We start from the raw sequence: 19,556 nt of genomic DNA on the forward strand, positions 1-19,556 counted from the left end.
AGGAACGCGCGATGAACCGGGTTGCCACCATACCGCTGCAACGCACGATGGCCGATGCCATCCAGCGCGCGCAGCAGAATCTCGCCAAGACGCAGACCGCGCTTTCGACTGGCAAGAAGGCGCTGGATTATGCCAGCCTCGGGACCGAGGCGGTGCGTACGATGTCGGCCAATACCATGCTCGCCAAGCAGGATGCACAGGCGGTGGTCTCGAAGCACGTGACCACCACGCTCGCCATTTACGATGCGCATGTCACCGGGCTGGACAACTCTATGATCGACCTGCGCACTCAGCTGGTCACTGCGATTGGGACCGAAGATTCGGTGGGCTTGCAGGAGACGATCAAGAGCGCATTCGAGCAATTCCGCAGCACCCTCAATGCGAGGGAAGGCGGCGTAGCCCTCTTCGCCGGTTCGCGCACCGATGTGACACCATTCGTGCCGCAATCGCTGGACGACGTGATCGCTACGACGGCCGATGATGCGTTTCGAAACGACGACGTGAAGGCTGTTGCACATCTGGGTGAGGGCACCAAGGTAACCTACGGCCTCACCGCGAGCGACGTGGGCGCGGAGATATACGAAACCTTCCGCACGCTGGCGGCGGCCGGCCCAATCGGTAGTACGCTGACAGTTGCGCAGAAGGATGCCTTGCAGGACGCTGTTGCCCAGATTGATGCCAGCGCCGTCGGCCTGCGCTCGCTAAATGCCGAGAACGGTCGCAGGCAAGAGCGCGTGGAGGTTCTTGGCGAGCGCGCCGAGCGCCGATCGCTGCTGCTGAAGGACATTATCGCGTCAAACGTCGATGCCGATCTTGGGCAGGTGGCCGTAGACCTCGCGCAGCAGAAGGCGACCCTCGAGGCGAGCTATTCTGTCTTCGCTCAGCTCACTCAGCTAAATCTTACTAAGTATCTCTGAACGCGGATAAAAGTAGGGGCGGACCTCACGCGGGAGAGCCAGTGCATGCCTGCGCGTGCTAGGACGCCACCCTTTTTGCCCTGCGTGGTTCGCCAACAAGCAGATCAGCAATGTCTCCTGCAGGACTTGCAGCCGGCATGGCAGCCATAGCTTGGGTGACGTTGGCGGAGTCGAGCCCCTCTACGGGAGCAGTCAGCAAGTCGAACGGTGCTGAGGCGGTCTGCCCGGCAAAAGCGCGGGCGTATCGCGTGCGCAGGCCCGCTAGCTCGCTTTCGCGCCCGAGCATTGCAAGCGCAACCGCGCGCCGCAGGATGATAGTCTGTTCAACTTCGCTCAGCAGTCCGCCAGTGGCTGTCGGCAGGTTGTCCGATGCAGAGAGAGCCTTCCAGTTGCGACGCCCCCACTCGATCTCATCGCGGATCACATCACCTTCAGGCACGCCGTCTAGCACAGCCAAGGCCTCGTCGGTACGACCGAGCTTGTGAAGCGCGACCGCCTCGATCCGCAGGCGCGCCCACAGCATGGGATCAGGATAAATATTGTCGTCGGTGGCGCGCAGCGCTCGCAACGCCTCATCGGCCTTTTCGGCAAGGATGTAGAGCTTCGCCACGCGGACCGAGAGCGGGCCTTGTGCGACATCCCTGGCGCGGGCCATCAGCTGGTAGTCAAGCAACCCTGCCGCACGCTCGTAAAGACCCGCGGCCTGCAAGCGGTCGGCAAGGCGACTTACGAGCAAATCGCCACCTGCACCCGAAGGGCTGAGGTCGCGATAGTCCCAGAACAGTCCGGCGGCCTCGGCCAGGGGGATCTTGCTGCCGGGGGAAAGGATAGCAGCGAGCTTATCCTGAAGCAGGCTGAGCAGCATTCCGCTGTCGCCACTCATGGGATGGTAACGCAGCAGCGCGGCCCCAGTGGCTAATATTGCGCGATCATCGCGTGCTTTTTCCGCGAGGCTGAACCGCAGTTTTAGCACGCGTCGCTCAAGAGGCCCGCCACGCCAAGAATAGCATATGCGATCAAGCTCGAAGGCAACTTCGCGCGGCTTCGCATGGCCGTGGGCCACCAATTCCTCAAGCAAGGAGACGCGGGCATCGAGGCGCTGCTCAGGTGCACCGTTCTCTGCGGCCCTGCCCAGCCTCAGGCGGCCTTCCTGCTCACTGCCTAGTTGGAAGAAGGCGCGACCGCGGATAAGATTGGCTGCAGCGTCAATATCGGACACAGGCTTCAGTATTTGAATTGCGCTGCCAGGTTTCTCTTCCTGAAGCGCGGATTGGGCTGCCGCGAGCAGAAAAGGCGTACGCGACCTTGCCACCCGCGAAAAGATTGCCGGGCGTGCGCAGGTCCATTCCTTCACTGCCTCTGCGTTCAATTCGAGCGCGGCGAGAGCGCGCAGCCGCCAGGCACAGGCTTCGGCATTTTCTGCCAACTGTTCAGTTGACAGGGCATCGAGTGCCTCCTGATGGCGGTTGAGGGCCACAAGGGTGACGCCACGCGCTAGACTGTGGGCCGGAACAAGCGAGAGATCCGGATCGTCCTGTGTCATTGCGACCAAAACGCCGTAAGCTTCCGCCGCGCGCCCTTTCCCTATAAGGCTTCGAGCGTAACTCCACCTTGCCTGTTGGCGCGTGTCAGTGGTGCTTCGGGCAATCGCCTGCCAAGCGTCTGCTTCGGGCATGATATGCCAGCCGGAGTCATCTTCGATTGGTGCATCGTTGGCGAGAACCGCTGCGAAACCGGGCAGACGGATGGCAGGTGCAGGCTTGTGCTCGGCTGGTTTGGCACCGGGCCGACTGACCGTGTGGCTGTGGGATTCGGCCTCGATACTAGCTTCAATTTCTGGGGCGTCCGAATTTTCTTCGGCAAGGGCAGACGCACTCGGCGCCAAGCTCAACGCAGTTGCTAGGGCGGCAAATTTACGCACGATCAGTTCAGCTTACGAAATGCGGCCACGCAGGGACGGCGGCGCCGCCTATCGCGCAACCAACCAAGAACAAGATTTTCCGCATGCGAGTTGAGCGGGGGACGCGTTCCTCGTCGGGGTGCGAATCTTCGACTAACCGCTCGACAGCTGCCGGGGTTGCATTTTCGTCTTTGGAGGCGGGTACAGGTGCGCCGCCGCTGACCAGCTTGATACGTGAAGGTCTTTGATCGTAAGTCATGTGCACTCCGGTCAGGACATCCTCTATTATAGAGTATCGCTAGTTTTATCGGCAATCGGCCGACCGTGTTTTAAAATGGAATGGCTCAATATATGAATGGCAAGATCCTCATTTTGGGCGGCGCCCTTCTCGCTTCCGTGCCACTGAAAAGTGCGGTCGGAGCGGGCGGGGGGGACGAGAATGCCTATGGCGAACTTGTTGCCATGGACCCTATTGCGGTGCCGATCATCGACGGAGCGAGGATGCAGGGAACATTACATTTCCGTCTTGTTCTGGAAGCAAACGATGACGCGACTGCGGAACTACTTGCTGGCGATATGCCCGGTTTGCGGGCCGAGGCACTGGCCGCTGGTGCGGAGTTTTCTCGCTTGCGCGCGTCGCCTTTCCTAGCCGTTGATGCGCACCAGCTGTCCGTAGAGATGACCGAGGCTTTGCGTGCACGCGAACACGGGCTTTCCCGAGTGTTACTGGTCGAAGTATCAGCTCGGCCCTCCTAACCAGCAGCGAATGCCCGACGAACCATATCGCGGTTCAACCGGGCGGATCGCCGGCAGGAATTTTCACCTTGGGGCGCTTTCCCGCCAAAGCCATGCTGAGGTTCGCGGCTTTAGACGGTGTCATCGCCGCCAGTATCTGGGCGGTCGAACGTTCGCGCATCTTGCGAGCCACCGCAATCTGCACATCCATGTCCAGTTGCTCGAACACCGGCGCGGCCTGTTTCGGCTTCATAGACTGGTAAATACGAGCCAACTGATCGAGCGTCGATGCCGTTTCTGTCTGCTCTTTCGTCTTGCCGGCGGCTGGGGCGTCCTTATCCGAACCCGGCTTCTTCTGCTGACTTTGAATATTAGCTTCAAGCCGCTTTTCCGATGCCCTGATTGCCTGTTCGCGCAGGTCTAGCGCGCGCTCGCGTTCACGAGCGGTTCGCTTTTTTTCGCTAACTTCCGACTGAATTGCCGATCCTAGCCGTGTCGGCGCTGCTTGGCTGGCGGGATTTTCCTCGCGCGCCCCCGAAGCGGCCACACCGTGGGCGAGTGCCGACATTGCTGCGGCGCTGGCCGTCAGCATCAGCAGCGAAGGGCGCTTTACGGTCATGCGAATTCCTTTTCATCGGTAGTCGGAGCGGATGACTTGCGGGGGCTGCGACCGGCTGTCTTCCTAGCCGTTGTTTTCTTCGCCACGCCCGTGGCATTTTCAGAATGATTGGCGGTGCAGCCATCCGTGCTCTTCTTGGCTTTCGTCCCTTTTACACTGGGTCGGGAGGTGGCACTGCGTTTCGGTGCGGCGGGCTTAGCTCGCGGTAGTTCTGCCGGTTGGGGCATCGATTTGCCATCATTGCGTGAACCGGCGGAAGCAGCCTCGATCAGGCGTTCAGCCATCGCATTGGCGATGCCAACCATGATATCGAGTTCTTCGCGCACTTTCCGCGCCTCGGCCAGAACTTGCGCATTGGCAGGCGCTTCGCTTGTCAGGATCTCTTTCATTTCTGAGAGCACTTCACGAGCCTTCGTGGTGGCCGCGTCTAGAGCGCCGACTGTACTGTCTAGCTCGCTATAACGAACCTGATTGAGACTGCGCATCATACGTACGCTCTGGATGAGCACTGCGAGGCAGAAGAGGATCGTGATGATATTGGTGAAGGCAGTGAAGCTCATCGTGTCAGCCCCTTTGTGTTGGTGGAGACTATGCCGATCGCAACGTGGTTGCGGCGACGGCCTATTTGCGCACGGGCGAGCGGTATGCCGCCGCAACTGACCTCGAACGGATCGTCCGGCGTGACATCGAAGGTAATAGTTTGACCTATTTTCAGAGCATTGATCTCGGCGATCCCCATTTCTCGTTCGCCAAGCACGGTGGAAATCTCGACTTCGGTCTTTAGTATCTCAGAGCGCATGTGATCGCGCCATGTCGTGTCACCGCCCAGCTTTTCGCCCATGAAACGTTGCGTTAGTTTACCCCGCACGGGTTCGAGAGTGGCAAAGGGCAGTAGGATGGTGAATTTTCCGCCCCTGCCATCCATATCGACCGCGAAGGTCGCGGCAGAGGCGACGTTGGTCGATCCAGCGATCGCTGCAAAGCGCGGACTGGTTTCGATCCGCTCGAGCTCCATCGAAACCGGCGCAATTGGTTCAAATGCCGTGCTGAACTCGCGCAATGCGAGGTCGATAATCTTCGAAACCAGTGTGGTCTCGATGCTGGTAAAGGCGCGCCCCTCAATCTTTCGCGGGGCACCGCCCTTCCGGCCGCCTAAAAGAGCATCCACCACCGCGTAAATCAAATTGGCCTCGACCGTTACCAGGCCGTAGTCCTGCCACGCAGGAACCTTGAATACAGCCAGCATCGAAGGCAGGGTCACGCGGTTCATAAAATCGCCGAAACGGACTGAGGCGATCTCGTCGAGTGACACCTCGATGGCGTCCGAGGTCAGGTTTCGCATGCTGGTAGCAAACGAGCGGACCATGCGCTCGCACACCACCTCCAGCATCGGAAGCCGGGCGTGGCTCACCACCCGCGATTCAATTACCGCGCGCAAGCCGCTCTTCTGCGGGATCTCCGCATTGGCATCACCGAACAAGGCATCGATGCTCGCCTGATCGAACGTCGCGTCTTCCGGCATACTCATTGCCGGGGGATCGGGAAGTTCGAGCTCCTCGAAGTCGTCGTCGGCCATCATTGCTGTATCATGTCCTGGATGAGGACATTGGCAACGATGCCTGCGCCCACAGTATCTGCTGCCCGTATGATGAGCTCTTCCTTGATCCGATAGACTGCTGCCGATCCGGACAAGTCTTCCGGTCGCAGTTCACGCAGAAAGGGTTGATAGCGGTCAATGATCAGGGGAAGCTTGGACTCGACCACGGCCACATCCTCGGGGGATTTGACGGCGAGCAGGATGCGCAGCTTGAGAAAGCGGGCTTGGCCGTCGTTTGTGCGCAAGTTCACGATCATCGGCTCAACCTCGACGAAATTGTCTTCGCCTCCTTCGGCGTCAGTGTTTGGTGTGCCGTCGCCGTGTTCGGAATTCTCTCCTTCCTCAGTGTTGCCGCCAGACAAAAAGAGGCTTCCTGCACCGCCGCCAAGTAACAGCACGGCTGCGGCGCCTGCGATCAACTTCTTCTTTTTGGAAAAGCGCGGGGGCTTCATATCCTCGCTGGGCGAGGTCTCGTCCTCGATCTCGGTGCTCACGCTCTGTTGCCTTTCTTAGCAAAAGCCAGCGGTTCCCCCGTCGGCTGGGTTTCTTTCCTATTATAGGCTTGTCACCCGGCAAGATTTGCCTGGTGCACCTTTTTGAAGCAGATTTTTTCGGAGCGGCCAGTCGATGGATATTTCTTCTTACGTTCTGCTTAGCCAAGAGCAGGCGCTCAGGCGGCGGCTGGACATCGTGGCGAACAACCTCGCGAACACTTCGACCGTCGGCTTTCGGCGCGAACAGCCGATGTTTCGCGAATATGTAGAGCGCTCCGAAGAGGCCATTATCGACGACGCCCGGCCAACCTCGTTCGTCCTCGACTTTCGTGCGATCCACGACACTGCTCCCGGGGCCTTCCAGCCGACCGGCAACCCACTAGACGTAATGATTGAGGGCCCCGGCTATCTGGCGGTGCAACTGCCGGACGGAACCGGAACCGCCTATACGCGTGCGGGCTTCGTCAACGTACTCGAGACGGGCGAACTGGCCACCGCAGGGGGGCAGCGCCTGCTCGACGAGGCCGGGCAGCCGATAGTAGTGCCGCCGGAACAGTCAGGTCGTATCTCGATCGCTGCTGACGGCACCGTCATGGGGGCGGATGGGCCTCTTGGACGATTGGCAGTCACAGTGTTTGACGATGAAACCGGGCTCGCACCAAGGGGCGACGGACTTTATTCAGGCGCTGCGGGGCGGGTGCTTACGGCAGAGGAGACCAAGTTTCGCACCGGCGGAGTGGAGGGGTCCAACGTCCAGCCCATCGTCGAAACCACAGCGATGATCGACATTCTGCGTTCCTACCAGAGCAGCGTTCGGATGTCCGAAAGCCTCAACGACATGCGCAAGCGCGCACTCGACCGGCTCGGCCGGGTTGGCTGATACGCTTCACATAGACACCATCTACGAAGGACAAACACTATGCGTTCTCTCTCGATTGCCGGCACGGGCATGCTTGCACAGCAGACCAATGTTGACGTCATTTCCAACAACATTGCCAATATGAACACGACCGGGTTCAAGCGTCAGCGCGCCCAGTTCCAGGATTTGCTCTACCAGCAGGTCTCGCGCCCCGGAGCTGCATCCGACGGACCCGAAGCTCGCGTGCCGTCGGGCATTCAGATCGGCGCGGGCGTTCGCACTGGCGGCGTATACCGCATCGCCGAGCAGGGTGCGCTGGTGCAGACCGACAACCGCTTCGACCTCGCAATCCAGGGCCTCGGCTATTTCCAGGTCCAGATGCCCACGGGCGACATCGCTTATACGCGGGATGGAACGTTTCAACTCTCCGATCAAGGCGAACTGGTCACATCGCAGGGGCTCCCAGTAGAGCCCGGGATCACTGTCCCACAGGGTGCGGTCGACGTCGTGGTCTCGCGCACGGGCGAGGTACAGGTGAAGCTGGCTGGGGAGCCGGAACTGCAGACGGTGGGCCAGATCGAGCTGGCTACGTTCGTCAACGAAGCGGGCCTGGAGGCCAAGGGCGATAACCTTTTCCTCGCGACCGCAGCTTCGGGTGAGCCAACCATTTCGGCGCCGGGCGAGCCGGGTTTCGGCAACTTGGCGCAGGGTTTCGTGGAGGCATCCAACGTCAATCCGGTTGCGGAAATCACCGCACTAATCACTGCACAACGTGCCTACGAGATGAACAGCCGGGTGGTGAAGACCGCCGACGAAATGCTCGGCACGACGAGCCAGCTGCGGTGATGACCAGGCGAGCATTTTCCCGGGTCGCGCTGCTCGCGGGCCTCGTCCTTGCGCCGTACGGATCGGCGTATGCGCAAACGGCTGGAGAGGGCGTCATGGCCGATGTCCTCGTCCGCCAGATCCAGCGCGGAGACCTGCTTGCTGAGCGCGATTTCGCCTCCGAGAAGGTTACGGCAGGCCAGGCACGGGGAACCGTGTCGGCCAAGGAGGCCGCGGGCCTGGAGGCGAAGCGGACCTTGCGCAGTGGCAGCCCCATTCGCGCGAGCGACCTGACCGAACCGCGCCTGGTGCGCCGTGGCCAGCCGGTCACGATCATCCTGCGCTCGGGGGCGCTATCGATCAGCGCCACAGGCCGTGCACTGGCGGACGGAGCGCTCGGCGATCCGGTTCGCGTGTTCAGCGAAGCGACCAACCAGACGCTCGACGGCGTCGTCGAAAGCAGCGGCCGCGTACGCCTTTCTGCGGGTTGAGAACGAGGGGATAACCATGAAGAAGATTGCCATGCTGACCGCGATGGGGGCCACGCTTGCGGGTTGCGGCACGATGGACCGGCTCGCCAATGTCGGCAAGCCACCGGCGATGACGCCCATCGAACAGATGGAGGTGCCCAGCTACGAACCCTCAATCGCACGAGGCGGCGTGGCTGCGAGGGGTGCGGGCGCTCCCGCTGCGGCGCGCGAGGCCATCGCAGCGCCATCGGCCTCGCTCTTCCGGGCGGGTGCGGGCACACTGTTCCAGGACCAGCGTGCCTCTCAGGTCGGCGATATCCTGACCGTGGAAATCAATGTCGCGGACAGGGCCGAGGTGGGTAATTCGACCTCACGTTCGCGCAATGGCTCCGAAAGCGTCGGAGTCGGCGCCCTGCTGGGTCTGGAAGACGTGATCGGGGGCGATGCGGTGGACGCGACGTCAAGCTCGCGCTCGGGCGGGCAGGGCACCACCAGCCGCAGCGAGACGATCAGCATGACGATGGCGGCGATCGTCACCGACGTCCTGCCGAACGGCAACCTGGTGATCCGGGGGCGACAGGAAATGCGCGTCAATTTCGAACTACGCGAGCTGATCGTGACCGGCATCGTGCGCCCGCAGGATATCCGACGAGGCAACACGATCCAGCACGTGAATATCGCCGAAGCACGGATCAGCTATGGCGGTCGCGGCCAGCTGACCGACATGCAGCAGGCACGCTGGGGCCAACAGATCTACGAGGCGCTGTTTCCCTTCTGAACCGCATTTCTGGCATTGCTGACGACATTGGAGGGCGGCGATCTGGCCCGGGCGACCGGGCATCGCCGCCCGCCTCTTCGTGTGCGCACCATTGGCCAGCGCGAGCGCGAAAAAATCTCCCACATCGCTTGGGATCGGGTGGCATTTCTTTCCAGAATGAAGGGCGGGCTGTGTTTTTGCAGCGCGTCGAGGGCCAGCGTTTCTGGCCCGGACCGCAGAAGGCGGTTCCCCTATCCAGAAGGAAATGAAGAATGGCGTTCTCAGTCAATACCAACATCGGTGCAATGGCGGCTCTGCAGAGCCTCAACCAGACCAACAAGGGTCTGTCGCAGGTTCAGAGCCGCATCAACACCGGCCTGAACGTCGCATCGACCAAGGACGATTCAGCATCGTTCACGATTGCGCAGACCCTCCGCGGAGATGTGGGTGGTCTTTCGGCGGTCAATTCCTCGCTCAATCGAGCGAAGAGCTCCGTCGATGTGGCGGTTGCGGGTACGGAGCAAATCTCCGACATCCTCAACCAGATGAAGGCCAAGGCGATCCAGGCGTCGGATGACGGCCTCGACGCTGATAGCCGCACCGCGATCAACGCCGACTACACGGCTCTCAAGGAGCAGATCACCACGATCATCGCTTCCTCGGAGTTCAACGGCACGAACCTGCTGAAAGATGACGCTACTGCGACCGGCAAGGTGTCTGCGCTCCAGTCGCTCGATACCACGAGCACGATCGGCGTGGCGAACCAGGCCTTCGACACTAACGTCACCACCGCCCTTGGTACCGGTCTCGGCTCCAAGGCCGATGCCGACACTGCACTGACCGAGATCGATGCAGTGTCTGCCACGGTAACTTCGACGCTCAGTACCCTTGGTTCTGCTTCGCGCAAAATCGAGGGTCAGTTGGAGTTCAACGGTAAGCTGTCTGATGTGATCGAGAGCGGTATCGGCAACCTCGTCGATGCCGATTTGGCCAAGGAATCGGCCAAGCTGCAGGCGTTGCAGGTCAAGCAGCAGCTGGGTGTTCAGGCCCTGTCGATCGCCAACCAGGCGCCGCAGACGATCACTTCGCTGTTCCGTTAAACCGGTCTACGCAGCTATTCCTCACCGAGGAATAGCATCCTCGGGCCGGGCGCATGTCGTCCGGCCTTTTTTTCTGGTCGCGCCATGGATAAGCGCGCTGCATCCGCCAGTCTCGGCGGTGCCAACGTCCAGGACAGGTGCTTTTATCGGTGGCTACAATTTTTCCCCGTATTCGTGAAATCGCTGATCCGTATGGCGAAGTGGTCAGGATCAGTGTGGAACCCCATCCACGCGGTGCGCTGGTCCTGATCGATCGCCCCGATGCAGAAGAAGCCGGTAAGGTGATGCTCGATAGCTACGGCGCCGACATCCTGCTCGGCTACATCATGTCGGCCCGGCTGGCTGTTCCCGGTATTATGCCGGGAGAAGAAATCGGCGGAGCCTTTCCGACCCGTTTCCAGCTCGAGCTCGAACCCGATGCAGCAATCATCATCGACCAGATCAACGATGAAGAGCCCTTTAGAATTTCTGCGGTGTTATGGGATCGCGCGTATGCAGACTTGTGTATCGTCTGCGCCCATGCCCGCGAACTCACGCGCCAGCGGCAGCCCCATCTCCATTAAAGCCAGCGGAGATGGCGGATATATGCTATCCGGCGGTCACCCCGATGTACATGCGGTCAGAAATCCCTGGGTAGGGAAGAGTTGTAAACTTCCGGTGCTAAGACGCGAGGCGAACGCTATCGCTTCGTTTGCATTGGGGATGAGCAGGGTGATCGTAGGACTTGATCTGACAGTGCAACTGAGGAACTGCCGATCCTTTGTAGTATAGCAAGCGCCAGGCATCCTGGTCTTGGCTGCCCAAATTCATTCGCCGTCGATTATGCGCTTGAGCGCTTCGATAGAGAAACTTTCCCCGTTTATTCCTAGTGTAACGGCGCCATCACGTGTTGCCACCTCTTCTATCACCCCCGTGCTGTGAATGGTTACGGGAACTTGCTGGCCAGCCGCATCCAGTGCATTCAGCGATAGAGTATAGCCTCCAGCGTTAGCCTTGCCTCCGCTGGTCAGTGAGCCGTCCCAGGCGAAGCTTCCTGCGCTCGCCGGATCGATATTGCGGGTTTCTACCACAGTGCCACGGGCATCCGTGATGGTCGCTGAGAGCATTTGGATGGGGCGATCGGCCTGCCACATCCATTGTGCCGGCCCCCGATCTGACAGGCCGGATGTGGTGCTGTCGAGTTCGGCGCGTTTGCCGAGGAAATTGGCAGATTGGGCGAGATCCTGCGTGGAGAGACTGGCGAGAATGTCCTTTAGGGTAGAGGTCTGCTGAATCGACTGCTCAACCTGGGAATACTGGACGAGTTGCTGAGTGTATTGAGAGGTATCCATAGGGTCGAGCGGGTCTTGGTTCTGCATCTGCGTGGTCAGCAACTTCAGGAACATGTCGAAGTTGGCATCCAGCTCAGCGCCCGCTTTGTTACGACCAGTATCGCCCTGCGCAATGGGCGAGATTGATGAAATAGCTGTCATGTCTTTGTCCTTAGGCGATAATGTCTAGCTGGCCGCTTGCGCTTAACCTCTGCGGCGCAGACGCAACGTCCTCATCTGTTTCGACGAGGGCCGCATGTGGGTCCGATAGTGTCTGGCGTCGACCGTGCTGCCCCTGCTGCCCCTCCTCGCCTTGGCCGCGCCCTTCAAATTGGAAAGACTGTGCATCGGTACGCACCCCGGCATCGCCCAGCGCGCGAACGAGATCCGCGCTGTCGCGCCGGAGCATTTCAAGTGCGACCACGCTTTCGGCGGTGACATGGGCCCGCATGGTGCCGCGATCGTCGAACTGCAGCCGGATCTGGATCTCGCCCATTTCCACTGGATCGAGACGGATAGTTAGACTGTCCCGTCCATCAAGGCCCTGTCGCACGATCTCCACGCCAAGCTGATGGCCGATTTCACCGGGGCGGGCGGAGACGGGTTGCGGGCCGGGCGCGGCCTGAGCACCGGAACCAAGTGCTTGCTTGGCAGGTTCGCTGCGAGTCTGGGTTAGAATTTCAGAATTTCCTGAACCGTTCTCGTTCGATGTTGCGGGCGCCTCTGTTACATCAATATTGAACACCTTAGTGAAATCATTTGCGCCATCGACAGTGATAGGCGCTGAGCCAGAACGAAGGGAACTGACTTCGCTAGCTTCACTGTGGCCCCTAATCGTTCGTAGGATCCGTTCATCCGTGCGAGCAGTATCCTGCGGCGGAATTCCATCCTCTGTGGTTTCAACCTGATTACCTACGAGCGCGGGGGAGGGGGTTGCGAGGCGGTCCACCACAACAATGTCCTGGCGGAATTCGGGGGCGTCCGTGATGGTCGTCAGAACTTCAGGTTCTCCGCTAGAGGGATCGGCCAGCGGACCAACCGTACCTCCATCGTCGTAATTGTCCTCGCCTTCTTGCTCGACCCACCGCTGCGCGGTGTCGACCAGCGTCTTTGGCGTTTCTCCCTGCTCGGTGGGTTTCGTATGCTCGACCAGTGCGACCGGCTCAACTCCGGCCAATTCGATTGGCTCGACCGGAAAAGCGGCTTCGTTCAGCTCAACCACTTGTTTTGAGGTTTTTACGGGGCCCTCTGCTGCGGCTAGACCGGCATTTAGGACGGAGCTTCGTCCGGTCGTGTTACTGCCGATCGGGGACGAGGCGAAAGTGGCATTTTCGATCGGGTGAGCCAGCGGTAGGGCCCGCGCAGCCGTATTAGGCGCCGAGACCTTCCCGGTAAGCGGTGGTGTTGTTTCGGACATGTCAGAGACGAGTTTAGACAGACTTACCTGCTCTTCACTCTTGCGGACTGCCGTTGGCAATCCTGGCATACCTGTGCGGACCACCATCGGTGGCGCAGCGGCGGGCAAGGGTGTTATTAGCAATTCGGCGAATGACAACTTCGGTGAAGGCGATGGGGTGGCGCCCCCGGACAAGCCAGAGGGGGAACTGCTGCCGAGTGCGAGCGATAGGATCTGGTTCATGCTTTCCTTTCGCCCGGGGGGCGCCTCCAACTATTATAGATGCATGCCATCGATCAGGGAGCTTCGAGCGAAGTTTGTTGTCCGATACTTCCCACCGAGCGAACACGGGTGCGGGGATGTATCTCGTTTTGCGAAAGGACGACGGTTGCGGGGCGTACACGCTCGATGATCGAACGGACAAAGGGCCGGATGCTTGGGCTTACCAGAATGCAGGGGATTTCGTTGTTCGCGGCAAGTGTGTCGTAAAGCTCGCGCACCTGAGTGATGAAACGCTGCAGGTTCGACGGGGCCATCGCGAGATGGCGTTCGTCCCCATCCCCGATAATGCTCTCGGCAAACTGCTGGTCCCAGTCGGGAGAAAGGGTAAGGATCGGGATGGAACCGTCACGGGTCTGCTGCGCCGAGATTTGCCGGGCCAGCCGTGCGCGGACATGCTCGGTAATTTGAGTGAGGTTCTGCGTCAGCGGAGCCGTCTCCGCAATCGCTTCCAGAATCGTTGTCATGTCTCGGACAGAGACGCCTTCAGCGAGCAGGTTCTGCAGGATCCGCTGGATGCCCGAGATGCTGATTTTCGCAGGCACTAGATCCGCCACGAGCTTTTCCGCGTCGCGGTGCACCTCGCTAAGCAGTTTCTGGGTTTCGGTGTACGACAAAAGATCGGCGATGTTATCTTTGACCAGTTCCGCCAGATGGGTGGTGACTATGGTACCGCAATCCACGACCGTTAGATCGCGCAGACCCGCCTCGTCACGCAGTTCGCGGTCGATCCACAAGGCAGGCAGGCCGAACACGGGCTCCTGCGCGATGTCGCCTGGGAGGCCGACATCGCCTCCGCCAGGATTGATGACCATCAGCTTGTCGAGACGCAGCTCGCCAGCCGCGACCTCCGTTTCGCGGATGTAGACGCGATAGTCGTGAGCACCCAGCCCCATGTTGTCGATGATTCGCACGGCGGGCAGCACGAAGCCGAAATCGGTGGCCATCTGGCGGCGCAGCGCGCGAACTTGGTCGTCGAGGCGCGGTTCGGCCGCCGACCCCTTGATGATTGGCAAAAGTCCATAGCCCAGCTCAACGCGCACCGCATCGATGGCGATTGTGTTGGCGATTGGTTCTTCGGTCTCGGCCGATGCGATTTCAGCCTCGGCCTTTTCGGCTTTTTCACGCGCGACCTGCTCCTGATGCTTACGGCTAGCCCACCATCCATAATAGCCGCTAGCTGCCGCAACGAACGCGAAGGGCAGGAAGGGAAAACCGGGTAGCAGAGCAAACGCGGTCATTAGTACCGACACCATCGCGAATGCTTTCGGATAGCGGCCCAGCTGTTCGCCCAGAGCGTTGCCGGTCTTGCCCGACATGCCGCCCTTGGAGACAAGCAGGCCCGCAGCCGTCGAGACGATAAGCGCCGGGATTTGGCTGACCAGACCGTCGCCGACCGTCAGCAAAGTGTATGTCGTGACCGCCTCGCCGAACTCGACACCGTGGATCGCCACGCCGACGACAAGACCGACCAGCACGTTGATCGCGGTGATAAGCAGCCCAGCGATTGCATCACCCTTCACGAACTTGGAAGCACCGTCCATCGCCCCGAAAAAACCGCTTTCAGCCTCCAGCTCCTGCCGCCTTGTGCGCGCTTGCTCTTCGCTGATCATTCCTGCGCCAAGATCGGCGTCGATGGCCATCTGCTTGCCCGGCATTGCGTCAAGGCTGAATCGTGCGGCAACCTCGGCGATACGGCCTGCACCCTTTGTGATCACTACGAAGTTGATGACCACCAGGATGATGAAGATAGTGAGTCCAATGACGGTTTCGCCGCCAATTAGAAACTGCCCGAAAGCGCCGATTACGCCCCCCGCGGCCTGCGGCCCCTCATGCCCGTGCCCTAGGATGAGCCGAGTAGAGGCAAGGTTCAGACCGAGGCGCAGCATTGTCGCGATCAACAGAATCGTCGGGAACGCGGACAGCTGCAACGGCTTCTCGATGAACAGAGAGGTCATCAGGATCATCACTGACAGCGTGATAGATATGGCGAGGCCGAAATCCAGCAACCATGCCGGCATAGGTAGTATCAGCATCGCAATGATACCAATCACTCCGATCGCCAGCGCGAGGTCGCGATTGGCGCCGATGCGTTCGAGGAAGCTGCTCAGATTCTCAGGCATGGTGGCGCGGGCCTTGCTGGTGGAAATCAATGAGACGGTGAGACGGCGATACCCGCCTGAACAAAACTTTTAAGCTTGTTGCGCATGGTGCGAACAGAGATGCCCAGAATCGAGGACGCCGAGGTGCGATTGCCTCCACACCGTTCGAGCGTGTGCAGGATTAATTCACGCTCCACCTCGGCGACAGTATGGCCAACGAGGTCTTCCACGGGCAAACTGCTCTCTGAGTCCGTAGGAAGACTCTCGAACCGCGCGCCATTCGTGTGCACGAGGACGTCCTGGCCGATTATGCCCGAATGTGCGAGCAAGGTGGCGCGATGCACGGTTTCTTCCAGCTCGCGAACATTACCGGGCCACGAATAGGCGTTCAGCACCTTACATGCCTCCTCGTCAAAATCGCGGGTCGGGAGATCGTAAAGTTTGGAGAACTGCGTGGCGAAATGCCGCGCGAGGGCCATGATGTCCTCCGCCCTTTCGCGCAGTGGAGGTAGGCGAATCTCGGCCAGACCCAATCGCGCGAATAGGTCTGCACGGAACTGGCCTTTCTCGACCAGTGAGCCGATATCCGTATTTGAACTGGTGATCAGACGCGCCCCTGCACCGATGCCGAGATATGTGCTGGCTCGGCAGGTCTCCGCTGCTTGCGCCGCATCCAGCAAGCGTGCTTGGAGTGCAGGTACGAGCGTTTCCACGCCACGCAGGAAGATCGTGCCGCCTTTCGCTTCGTCCATTCGCCCCACGCGGCGCTCGATCGCTGCGGGAAACGCGCCGCGCTCGTGACCGAAAAGCTCGGATTCCAGTATTTCGGGCGCAACACCATGGCACTCGACGGTCACGAAATGGCCACTCCTGCCGGAGCTCGCGTGGATCAGGCGAGCCATGACTTCTTTACCAGTCCCAGGTCCGCCGCAGATCAGCATCGGCGCGGCGCTCGTCGCCATCGACTTTGCAAAGCCGATCGCATCGCGGATCGCGTCGCAGTTTCCAACAATTGCGAGAGGCGGGCTGGCCACTGACATTATGGCTGCAGCGATGAGGTCTCGATCCGGCGGCAAGGGCAGATAATCGCGGGCGCCTCCGCGCACGGCAGCCACCGCGCGTTCAGCGGTCGCATCGATCCCGCAGGCAATGGTAGGGATGACGATCCGTTCGGCGCGCAGGGCAGAGATGAACCCCGGAACATCCAGTGTCACGTCGATCATGACGAGGTCTCCGTTTGCGCGACGTAACAGATCGAGCGCGGCCGCTTCATCGTCCGCCATGGTGACGAGCGCGCCGGTTTCGCGCGCTATCTGCGCGGCTTGGCGAAAGGTCGAATTTGGCGCGCCGACGAGCGTCATGCGCACGGGGGTGGAGAGAGAATTGGACATCAGTCGCCTTCGTGCACGATCTCGGTAAGCGTCACTCCAAGCGTTCTGTCGATAAGGACGACCTCGCCCCGAGCGATCAGCCGGTTGCTCACGAAAATGTCGACCGGCTCCCCGACCTTACGGTCCAGTTCGACCACCCGGCCTGGCGCAACCTGCATCAATTCTGCCACGGTCATCCGGGCGCGTCCCAGCAGTGCCTGCAGCTTGACCGGCACTTCGTGCATGGCTTCAAGCCCGAGGGAACCCTCTTCCCCTTCGTAGGGTGCTAGGTCTTTCAGGGGATCAGAAGACTCTCCGTCTCCGAGAGACGGCAGGTCGACAAAGGCAGGAGCGTCTTCCGGAGGCGAATCGGAGACAGTCTCATTTTCTATTTCGGTCATCGAATTCTCCTTCAGGCACTGAGCCATTGGCGCACGACGGCGGCGGATTCACTCGGACTGGCGTTGATGGCGTCGCCGATCCTCTTGAGGGCCGAAGCCTTGATGCTGCCCTCCACCTGAGCGAGGGCAATTTCATCATCGAGTTTGGGGCCGCTGAGTGCAGGGGGCTCGCCGTTTTCGAGTTGTTCGGGGGTGGGCTCACTGACGTCTCGCGGCTCGGGCGTCAGGTTGATAGGCTCTTGCTCGGGAGCGGGCAGCATTCCAGCGGAGAGCTCGCCCTTGGGACGCAACATCCGCAGGATTAGAAGACCCACCGCGGCGATCACCAACAGCTTACCTAGGTCCATAAGCTGGCCGAGCGGAAGGTCGGACAGCAAGCCGCCTTCGGCATCGCCGACTTCATCAGGCTGCGCGAAAGCCATGCTTTCCACTATGACGCTGTCGCCTCGCTCTGCATCGTAACCGACGGCGTTTTCGACGAGCCGAGTCAGGCGCTGAACCTGTTCGGCGGGAAGTCCTTGCTCTCCGCCGTCTACCATGACGGCTACTGTAAGGCGCGAAACCTTGCCCGGGGAGCGGGTGGTCAACGTACGACGGCTGCTGTTCTGGAAAGTAACGTCTTCCGAGGTCTCGTTACGCGCACTCTCCCGAGTGTCACCCCCGCGCCCAAGGACATCAGTGCCGTCGGGAAGCTGCGCGCCGACAGTTACACCAGGATCGCCGGCTGCGTTTTCCCGATTCTGGTCGCCCGATTCCACGGAAATCTGGCGAGCTATGACCTGCGCATCAGGATCGAATACTTCGGATTCTTCGCGGGTGTGGTCACGGTCGATCTCTGCAGATACCTCTGCACGCACCTTTCCAACTCCCACAATAGGCTCGACCAAGGCTTCGATCTGGCTCCGGATACGCGCTTCTGTAGCAATCTGGCGCTCGTCTGCCTGGCTTGCACCGGCTTCGCCCGCCTCTCCGGCCCGTGCCAACAGCGCGCCGGTCTGATCGACGATTGAAATCGCTTCAGGCGAAAGTTCGGGCACGGCGGCCGCAACGAGGTAGCGAATGGCCTCGACATTGCCTGATGATAGCTTGCCGCGGGTCTTGACCGTGACAGATGCACTTGCTTTGCGTGCTTCGGGAGCGAACAACGCGCGTTCGGGCATTACGAGGTGTACTCGCGCGTTGACGATCGACTGCAAGGTGGCGATTGATCGACCCAACTCACCCTCGATAGCTCTGGTCTCGTTCAGTTTCTCGCGTGAGGAGGAGACTCCGAAGGCCTGCTGGGTGTCGAGCACTTCATAGCCGATCGCCCCACCAAGCTGTTCGCCCGCCATGTTCATCCGCAATTCGGGGAGACGATTTTCAGGGGCCAGCACCGCAGTACCATCCCCAGAGAGCGAGAAGGGGACATTTTGAGCTCGCAGCTTTTCGGTGATTGCCTGGGCAGCCGACGGGTCTAGGTCGGTGTAGAGATAGCCCATCCTGTCGGATGAACCGCCGCTCATCGCGACGGCCGCCAGCGCGGCAAGCAGGGCGAGCGCGACGCCGCCCATTAACAGCACTCGGCGTGGTCCGAGTTGTCCTGCAAGGTTTTGCAATGCTTTCAAAGTGACCCCGCCGAAATTTTTGCCGGTATCGCAACTGGCTTCCGGGATCATTATAGGACGGTATCGTGCCGGCATTTTCTGCCGGTAGGAAATTATTGCCGCTTCCGGTGCTACTTACAAAAAGATGGCTGGCAACTGTCTAGCCGGCGTTCATCAGGGGGGCGAGTGCTTCCAGCACAGCTTGGCGCCGGTTCTCCGCGTCCACCATGATACCGCCGCGGCCCCAGTTGAGCACCGCGTCGCCTGGCGGAATGGTACTGTCAGCCAGGACGACCAGTCCGAGTTTTCGACGGTCCCGGCTTTGACGAAGCGCAATGCGCGCCTCAATTTCGTCCAGCAGGTCGGGATGGACTTTGACCTCGATTTCCTGCCCGCGAGAGACTTGAGCGAGAGCGCGACCGATAGCCTCGTCAATGGCACCGCCAGGCAGGCTTGCGATCGCATGTCCCGCGATCGCCTCGGCCGCGGCGAAGGCCAATTGGGTTGCATCGCTCGCGATCTGAGTGCGGAGCTCGCAATATTTTTCCGATATCTCCTCCATTGATGCCTGCATAGCATCAAGAGCAGACAGAATTGCCGCTTCGCGATCCGCAAGCACGTGATGGCGGCCCGCCTCGAAAGCCTCGGATCTCGCACAGGCTAGTTCTTTCGCGTGGCTTTCCTCGAGCATCGCGATTTCTCGCTGCAGAATGTCTATTTCATCCGACAGCTTCGCAGGATCGGTTTTCCGACGATATTGGCGCGCCGGTTCCCTGTCTGGCACCGGGAAGGTCCGGTCGAAAGAGAAGGGTTGTGTCTGAAGGTGCTCGTGCATCAGC

20 protein-coding genes are annotated in these 19,556 nt (G+C 60.3%); 8 read left to right on the plus strand and 12 right to left on the minus strand.

Going from position 1 to position 19,556, the window contains the following annotated elements; all coding sequences use genetic code 11:
* The first annotated feature begins 11 nt into the window (after positions 1-11).
* Positions 12-917, plus strand: a complete 906-nt coding sequence (locus ACYQ0G_RS11245) for a flagellin family protein (RefSeq protein ID WP_460102591.1) — start codon at positions 12-14, stop codon at positions 915-917.
* A 58-nt stretch (positions 918-975) separates the two neighbouring features.
* On the opposite strand, the gene ACYQ0G_RS11250 is transcribed toward ACYQ0G_RS11245, so the two are convergent.
* Complete coding sequence (locus tag ACYQ0G_RS11250) at positions 976-2,838, minus strand: hypothetical protein (RefSeq protein ID WP_460102593.1); 1,863 nt, start codon at positions 2,836-2,838, stop codon at positions 976-978.
* A gap of 330 nt (positions 2,839-3,168) precedes the next feature.
* Here ACYQ0G_RS11250 and ACYQ0G_RS11255 point away from each other — a divergent pair, with 330 nt between their 5' ends.
* Entirely contained in the window at positions 3,169-3,573 is a 405-nt protein-coding gene (locus tag ACYQ0G_RS11255) for a hypothetical protein (protein ID WP_460102595.1), read from the plus strand.
* Between the two features lie 34 nt (positions 3,574-3,607).
* On the opposite strand, the gene ACYQ0G_RS11260 is transcribed toward ACYQ0G_RS11255, so the two are convergent.
* Genes ACYQ0G_RS11260 through ACYQ0G_RS11275 form a run of 4 tightly spaced genes read right to left on the minus strand, consistent with a single transcriptional unit; the run spans position 3,608 to position 6,262 of the window.
* Positions 3,608-4,171, minus strand: coding sequence for a MotE family protein (locus tag ACYQ0G_RS11260; RefSeq protein WP_460102597.1), 564 nt, complete (start codon positions 4,169-4,171; stop codon positions 3,608-3,610).
* Complete coding sequence (locus ACYQ0G_RS11265; RefSeq protein ID WP_460102599.1) at positions 4,168-4,731, minus strand: DUF6468 domain-containing protein; 564 nt, start codon at positions 4,729-4,731, stop codon at positions 4,168-4,170. Before ACYQ0G_RS11265 ends, ACYQ0G_RS11260 begins: the two co-directional genes overlap by 4 nt.
* On the minus strand, positions 4,728-5,747 hold the full coding sequence (gene fliM, locus ACYQ0G_RS11270) for a flagellar motor switch protein FliM (RefSeq protein ID WP_460102854.1): 1,020 nt from the start codon (positions 5,745-5,747) through the stop codon (positions 4,728-4,730). The genes ACYQ0G_RS11265 and fliM overlap by 4 nt, the downstream gene beginning before the upstream one ends.
* Positions 5,747-6,262, minus strand: coding sequence for a flagellar basal body-associated FliL family protein (locus ACYQ0G_RS11275; protein ID WP_460102601.1), 516 nt, complete (start codon positions 6,260-6,262; stop codon positions 5,747-5,749). The genes fliM and ACYQ0G_RS11275 overlap by 1 nt, the downstream gene beginning before the upstream one ends.
* Positions 6,263-6,395: 133 nt before the next feature.
* Between ACYQ0G_RS11275 and ACYQ0G_RS11280 the strand changes: the two genes are divergently transcribed.
* The 6 genes from ACYQ0G_RS11280 (at position 6,396) to ACYQ0G_RS11305 (ending at position 10,836) form a co-directional block, all read left to right on the plus strand.
* Positions 6,396-7,142: a flagellar hook basal-body protein gene (locus ACYQ0G_RS11280; protein WP_460102603.1), complete on the plus strand. Its 747-nt coding sequence runs from the start codon at positions 6,396-6,398 to the stop codon at positions 7,140-7,142.
* A gap of 39 nt (positions 7,143-7,181) precedes the next feature.
* A complete protein-coding gene (gene flgG / locus ACYQ0G_RS11285) occupies positions 7,182-7,967 on the plus strand; it encodes a flagellar basal-body rod protein FlgG (protein ID WP_460102605.1) in 786 nt (261 codons plus the stop codon).
* On the plus strand, positions 7,967-8,437 hold the full coding sequence (flgA, locus tag ACYQ0G_RS11290; protein WP_460102607.1) for a flagellar basal body P-ring formation chaperone FlgA: 471 nt from the start codon (positions 7,967-7,969) through the stop codon (positions 8,435-8,437). Before flgG ends, flgA begins: the two co-directional genes overlap by 1 nt.
* 16 nt (positions 8,438-8,453) lie before the next feature.
* Positions 8,454-9,194 (plus strand): flagellar basal body L-ring protein FlgH, encoded by a 741-nt coding sequence (gene flgH, locus ACYQ0G_RS11295; RefSeq protein ID WP_460102609.1) that lies wholly within the window; start codon positions 8,454-8,456, stop codon positions 9,192-9,194.
* A gap of 251 nt (positions 9,195-9,445) precedes the next feature.
* The gene (locus ACYQ0G_RS11300; RefSeq protein ID WP_460102612.1) at positions 9,446-10,273 is read left to right on the plus strand and encodes a flagellin; all 828 of its coding nucleotides are present in this window, start codon (positions 9,446-9,448) and stop codon (positions 10,271-10,273) included.
* Positions 10,274-10,422: 149 nt separating this feature from the next.
* Positions 10,423-10,836: a hypothetical protein gene (locus ACYQ0G_RS11305; protein WP_460102615.1), complete on the plus strand. Its 414-nt coding sequence runs from the start codon at positions 10,423-10,425 to the stop codon at positions 10,834-10,836.
* 243 nt (positions 10,837-11,079) lie between these two features.
* On the opposite strand, the gene ACYQ0G_RS11310 is transcribed toward ACYQ0G_RS11305, so the two are convergent.
* The 7 genes from ACYQ0G_RS11310 to ACYQ0G_RS11340 form a co-directional block, all read right to left on the minus strand.
* A complete protein-coding gene (locus tag ACYQ0G_RS11310) occupies positions 11,080-11,745 on the minus strand; it encodes a flagellar hook assembly protein FlgD (protein WP_460102618.1) in 666 nt (221 codons plus the stop codon).
* A gap of 10 nt (positions 11,746-11,755) precedes the next feature.
* Positions 11,756-12,805, minus strand: coding sequence for a flagellar hook-length control protein FliK (locus ACYQ0G_RS11315; RefSeq protein ID WP_460102620.1), 1,050 nt, complete (start codon positions 12,803-12,805; stop codon positions 11,756-11,758).
* A gap of 470 nt (positions 12,806-13,275) precedes the next feature.
* Positions 13,276-15,381: a flagellar biosynthesis protein FlhA gene (flhA, locus tag ACYQ0G_RS11320; protein WP_460102623.1), complete on the minus strand. Its 2,106-nt coding sequence runs from the start codon at positions 15,379-15,381 to the stop codon at positions 13,276-13,278.
* 26 nt (positions 15,382-15,407) lie between these two features.
* Positions 15,408-16,751 (minus strand): sigma-54-dependent transcriptional regulator, encoded by a 1,344-nt coding sequence (locus tag ACYQ0G_RS11325; RefSeq protein ID WP_460102625.1) that lies wholly within the window; start codon positions 16,749-16,751, stop codon positions 15,408-15,410.
* Positions 16,751-17,131 (minus strand): flagellar motor switch protein FliN, encoded by a 381-nt coding sequence (gene fliN / locus ACYQ0G_RS11330; RefSeq protein ID WP_460102627.1) that lies wholly within the window; start codon positions 17,129-17,131, stop codon positions 16,751-16,753. The genes ACYQ0G_RS11325 and fliN overlap by 1 nt, the downstream gene beginning before the upstream one ends.
* Before the next feature lie 11 nt (positions 17,132-17,142).
* Complete coding sequence (gene fliF, locus ACYQ0G_RS11335; RefSeq protein WP_460102856.1) at positions 17,143-18,684, minus strand: flagellar basal-body MS-ring/collar protein FliF; 1,542 nt, start codon at positions 18,682-18,684, stop codon at positions 17,143-17,145.
* Between the two features lie 193 nt (positions 18,685-18,877).
* Positions 18,878-19,552 carry a FliH/SctL family protein gene (locus tag ACYQ0G_RS11340; RefSeq protein WP_460102629.1) on the minus strand — a complete coding sequence of 225 codons (675 nt, stop codon included), beginning with the start codon at positions 19,550-19,552 and terminating at the stop codon, positions 18,878-18,880.
* Between the last annotated feature and the right edge of the window lie 4 nt (positions 19,553-19,556).

This window comes from Qipengyuania triglochinis (assembly GCF_054655615.1).

Coding starts and splice junctions, on each gene's coding strand:
- ACYQ0G_RS11260 (WP_460102597.1), bottom strand. CDS start 4,171: ATGACCGTAAAGCGCCCTTCGCTGCTGATGCTGACGGCCAGCGCCGCA.
- flgG (WP_460102605.1), top strand. CDS start 7,182: ATGCGTTCTCTCTCGATTGCCGGCACGGGCATGCTTGCACAGCAGACC.
- ACYQ0G_RS11245 (WP_460102591.1), top strand. CDS start 12: ATGAACCGGGTTGCCACCATACCGCTGCAACGCACGATGGCCGATGCC.
- ACYQ0G_RS11280 (WP_460102603.1), top strand. CDS start 6,396: ATGGATATTTCTTCTTACGTTCTGCTTAGCCAAGAGCAGGCGCTCAGG.
- ACYQ0G_RS11255 (WP_460102595.1), top strand. CDS start 3,169: ATGAATGGCAAGATCCTCATTTTGGGCGGCGCCCTTCTCGCTTCCGTG.
- fliM (WP_460102854.1), bottom strand. CDS start 5,747: ATGGCCGACGACGACTTCGAGGAGCTCGAACTTCCCGATCCCCCGGCA.
- ACYQ0G_RS11300 (WP_460102612.1), top strand. CDS start 9,446: ATGGCGTTCTCAGTCAATACCAACATCGGTGCAATGGCGGCTCTGCAG.
- ACYQ0G_RS11265 (WP_460102599.1), bottom strand. CDS start 4,731: ATGAGCTTCACTGCCTTCACCAATATCATCACGATCCTCTTCTGCCTC.
- flgH (WP_460102609.1), top strand. CDS start 8,454: ATGAAGAAGATTGCCATGCTGACCGCGATGGGGGCCACGCTTGCGGGT.
- flhA (WP_460102623.1), bottom strand. CDS start 15,381: ATGCCTGAGAATCTGAGCAGCTTCCTCGAACGCATCGGCGCCAATCGC.
- fliN (WP_460102627.1), bottom strand. CDS start 17,131: ATGACCGAAATAGAAAATGAGACTGTCTCCGATTCGCCTCCGGAAGAC.
- ACYQ0G_RS11310 (WP_460102618.1), bottom strand. CDS start 11,745: ATGACAGCTATTTCATCAATCTCGCCCATTGCGCAGGGCGATACTGGT.
- ACYQ0G_RS11325 (WP_460102625.1), bottom strand. CDS start 16,751: ATGTCCAATTCTCTCTCCACCCCCGTGCGCATGACGCTCGTCGGCGCG.
- ACYQ0G_RS11340 (WP_460102629.1), bottom strand. CDS start 19,552: ATGCACGAGCACCTTCAGACACAACCCTTCTCTTTCGACCGGACCTTC.
- fliF (WP_460102856.1), bottom strand. CDS start 18,684: ATGGGCGGCGTCGCGCTCGCCCTGCTTGCCGCGCTGGCGGCCGTCGCG.
- flgA (WP_460102607.1), top strand. CDS start 7,967: ATGACCAGGCGAGCATTTTCCCGGGTCGCGCTGCTCGCGGGCCTCGTC.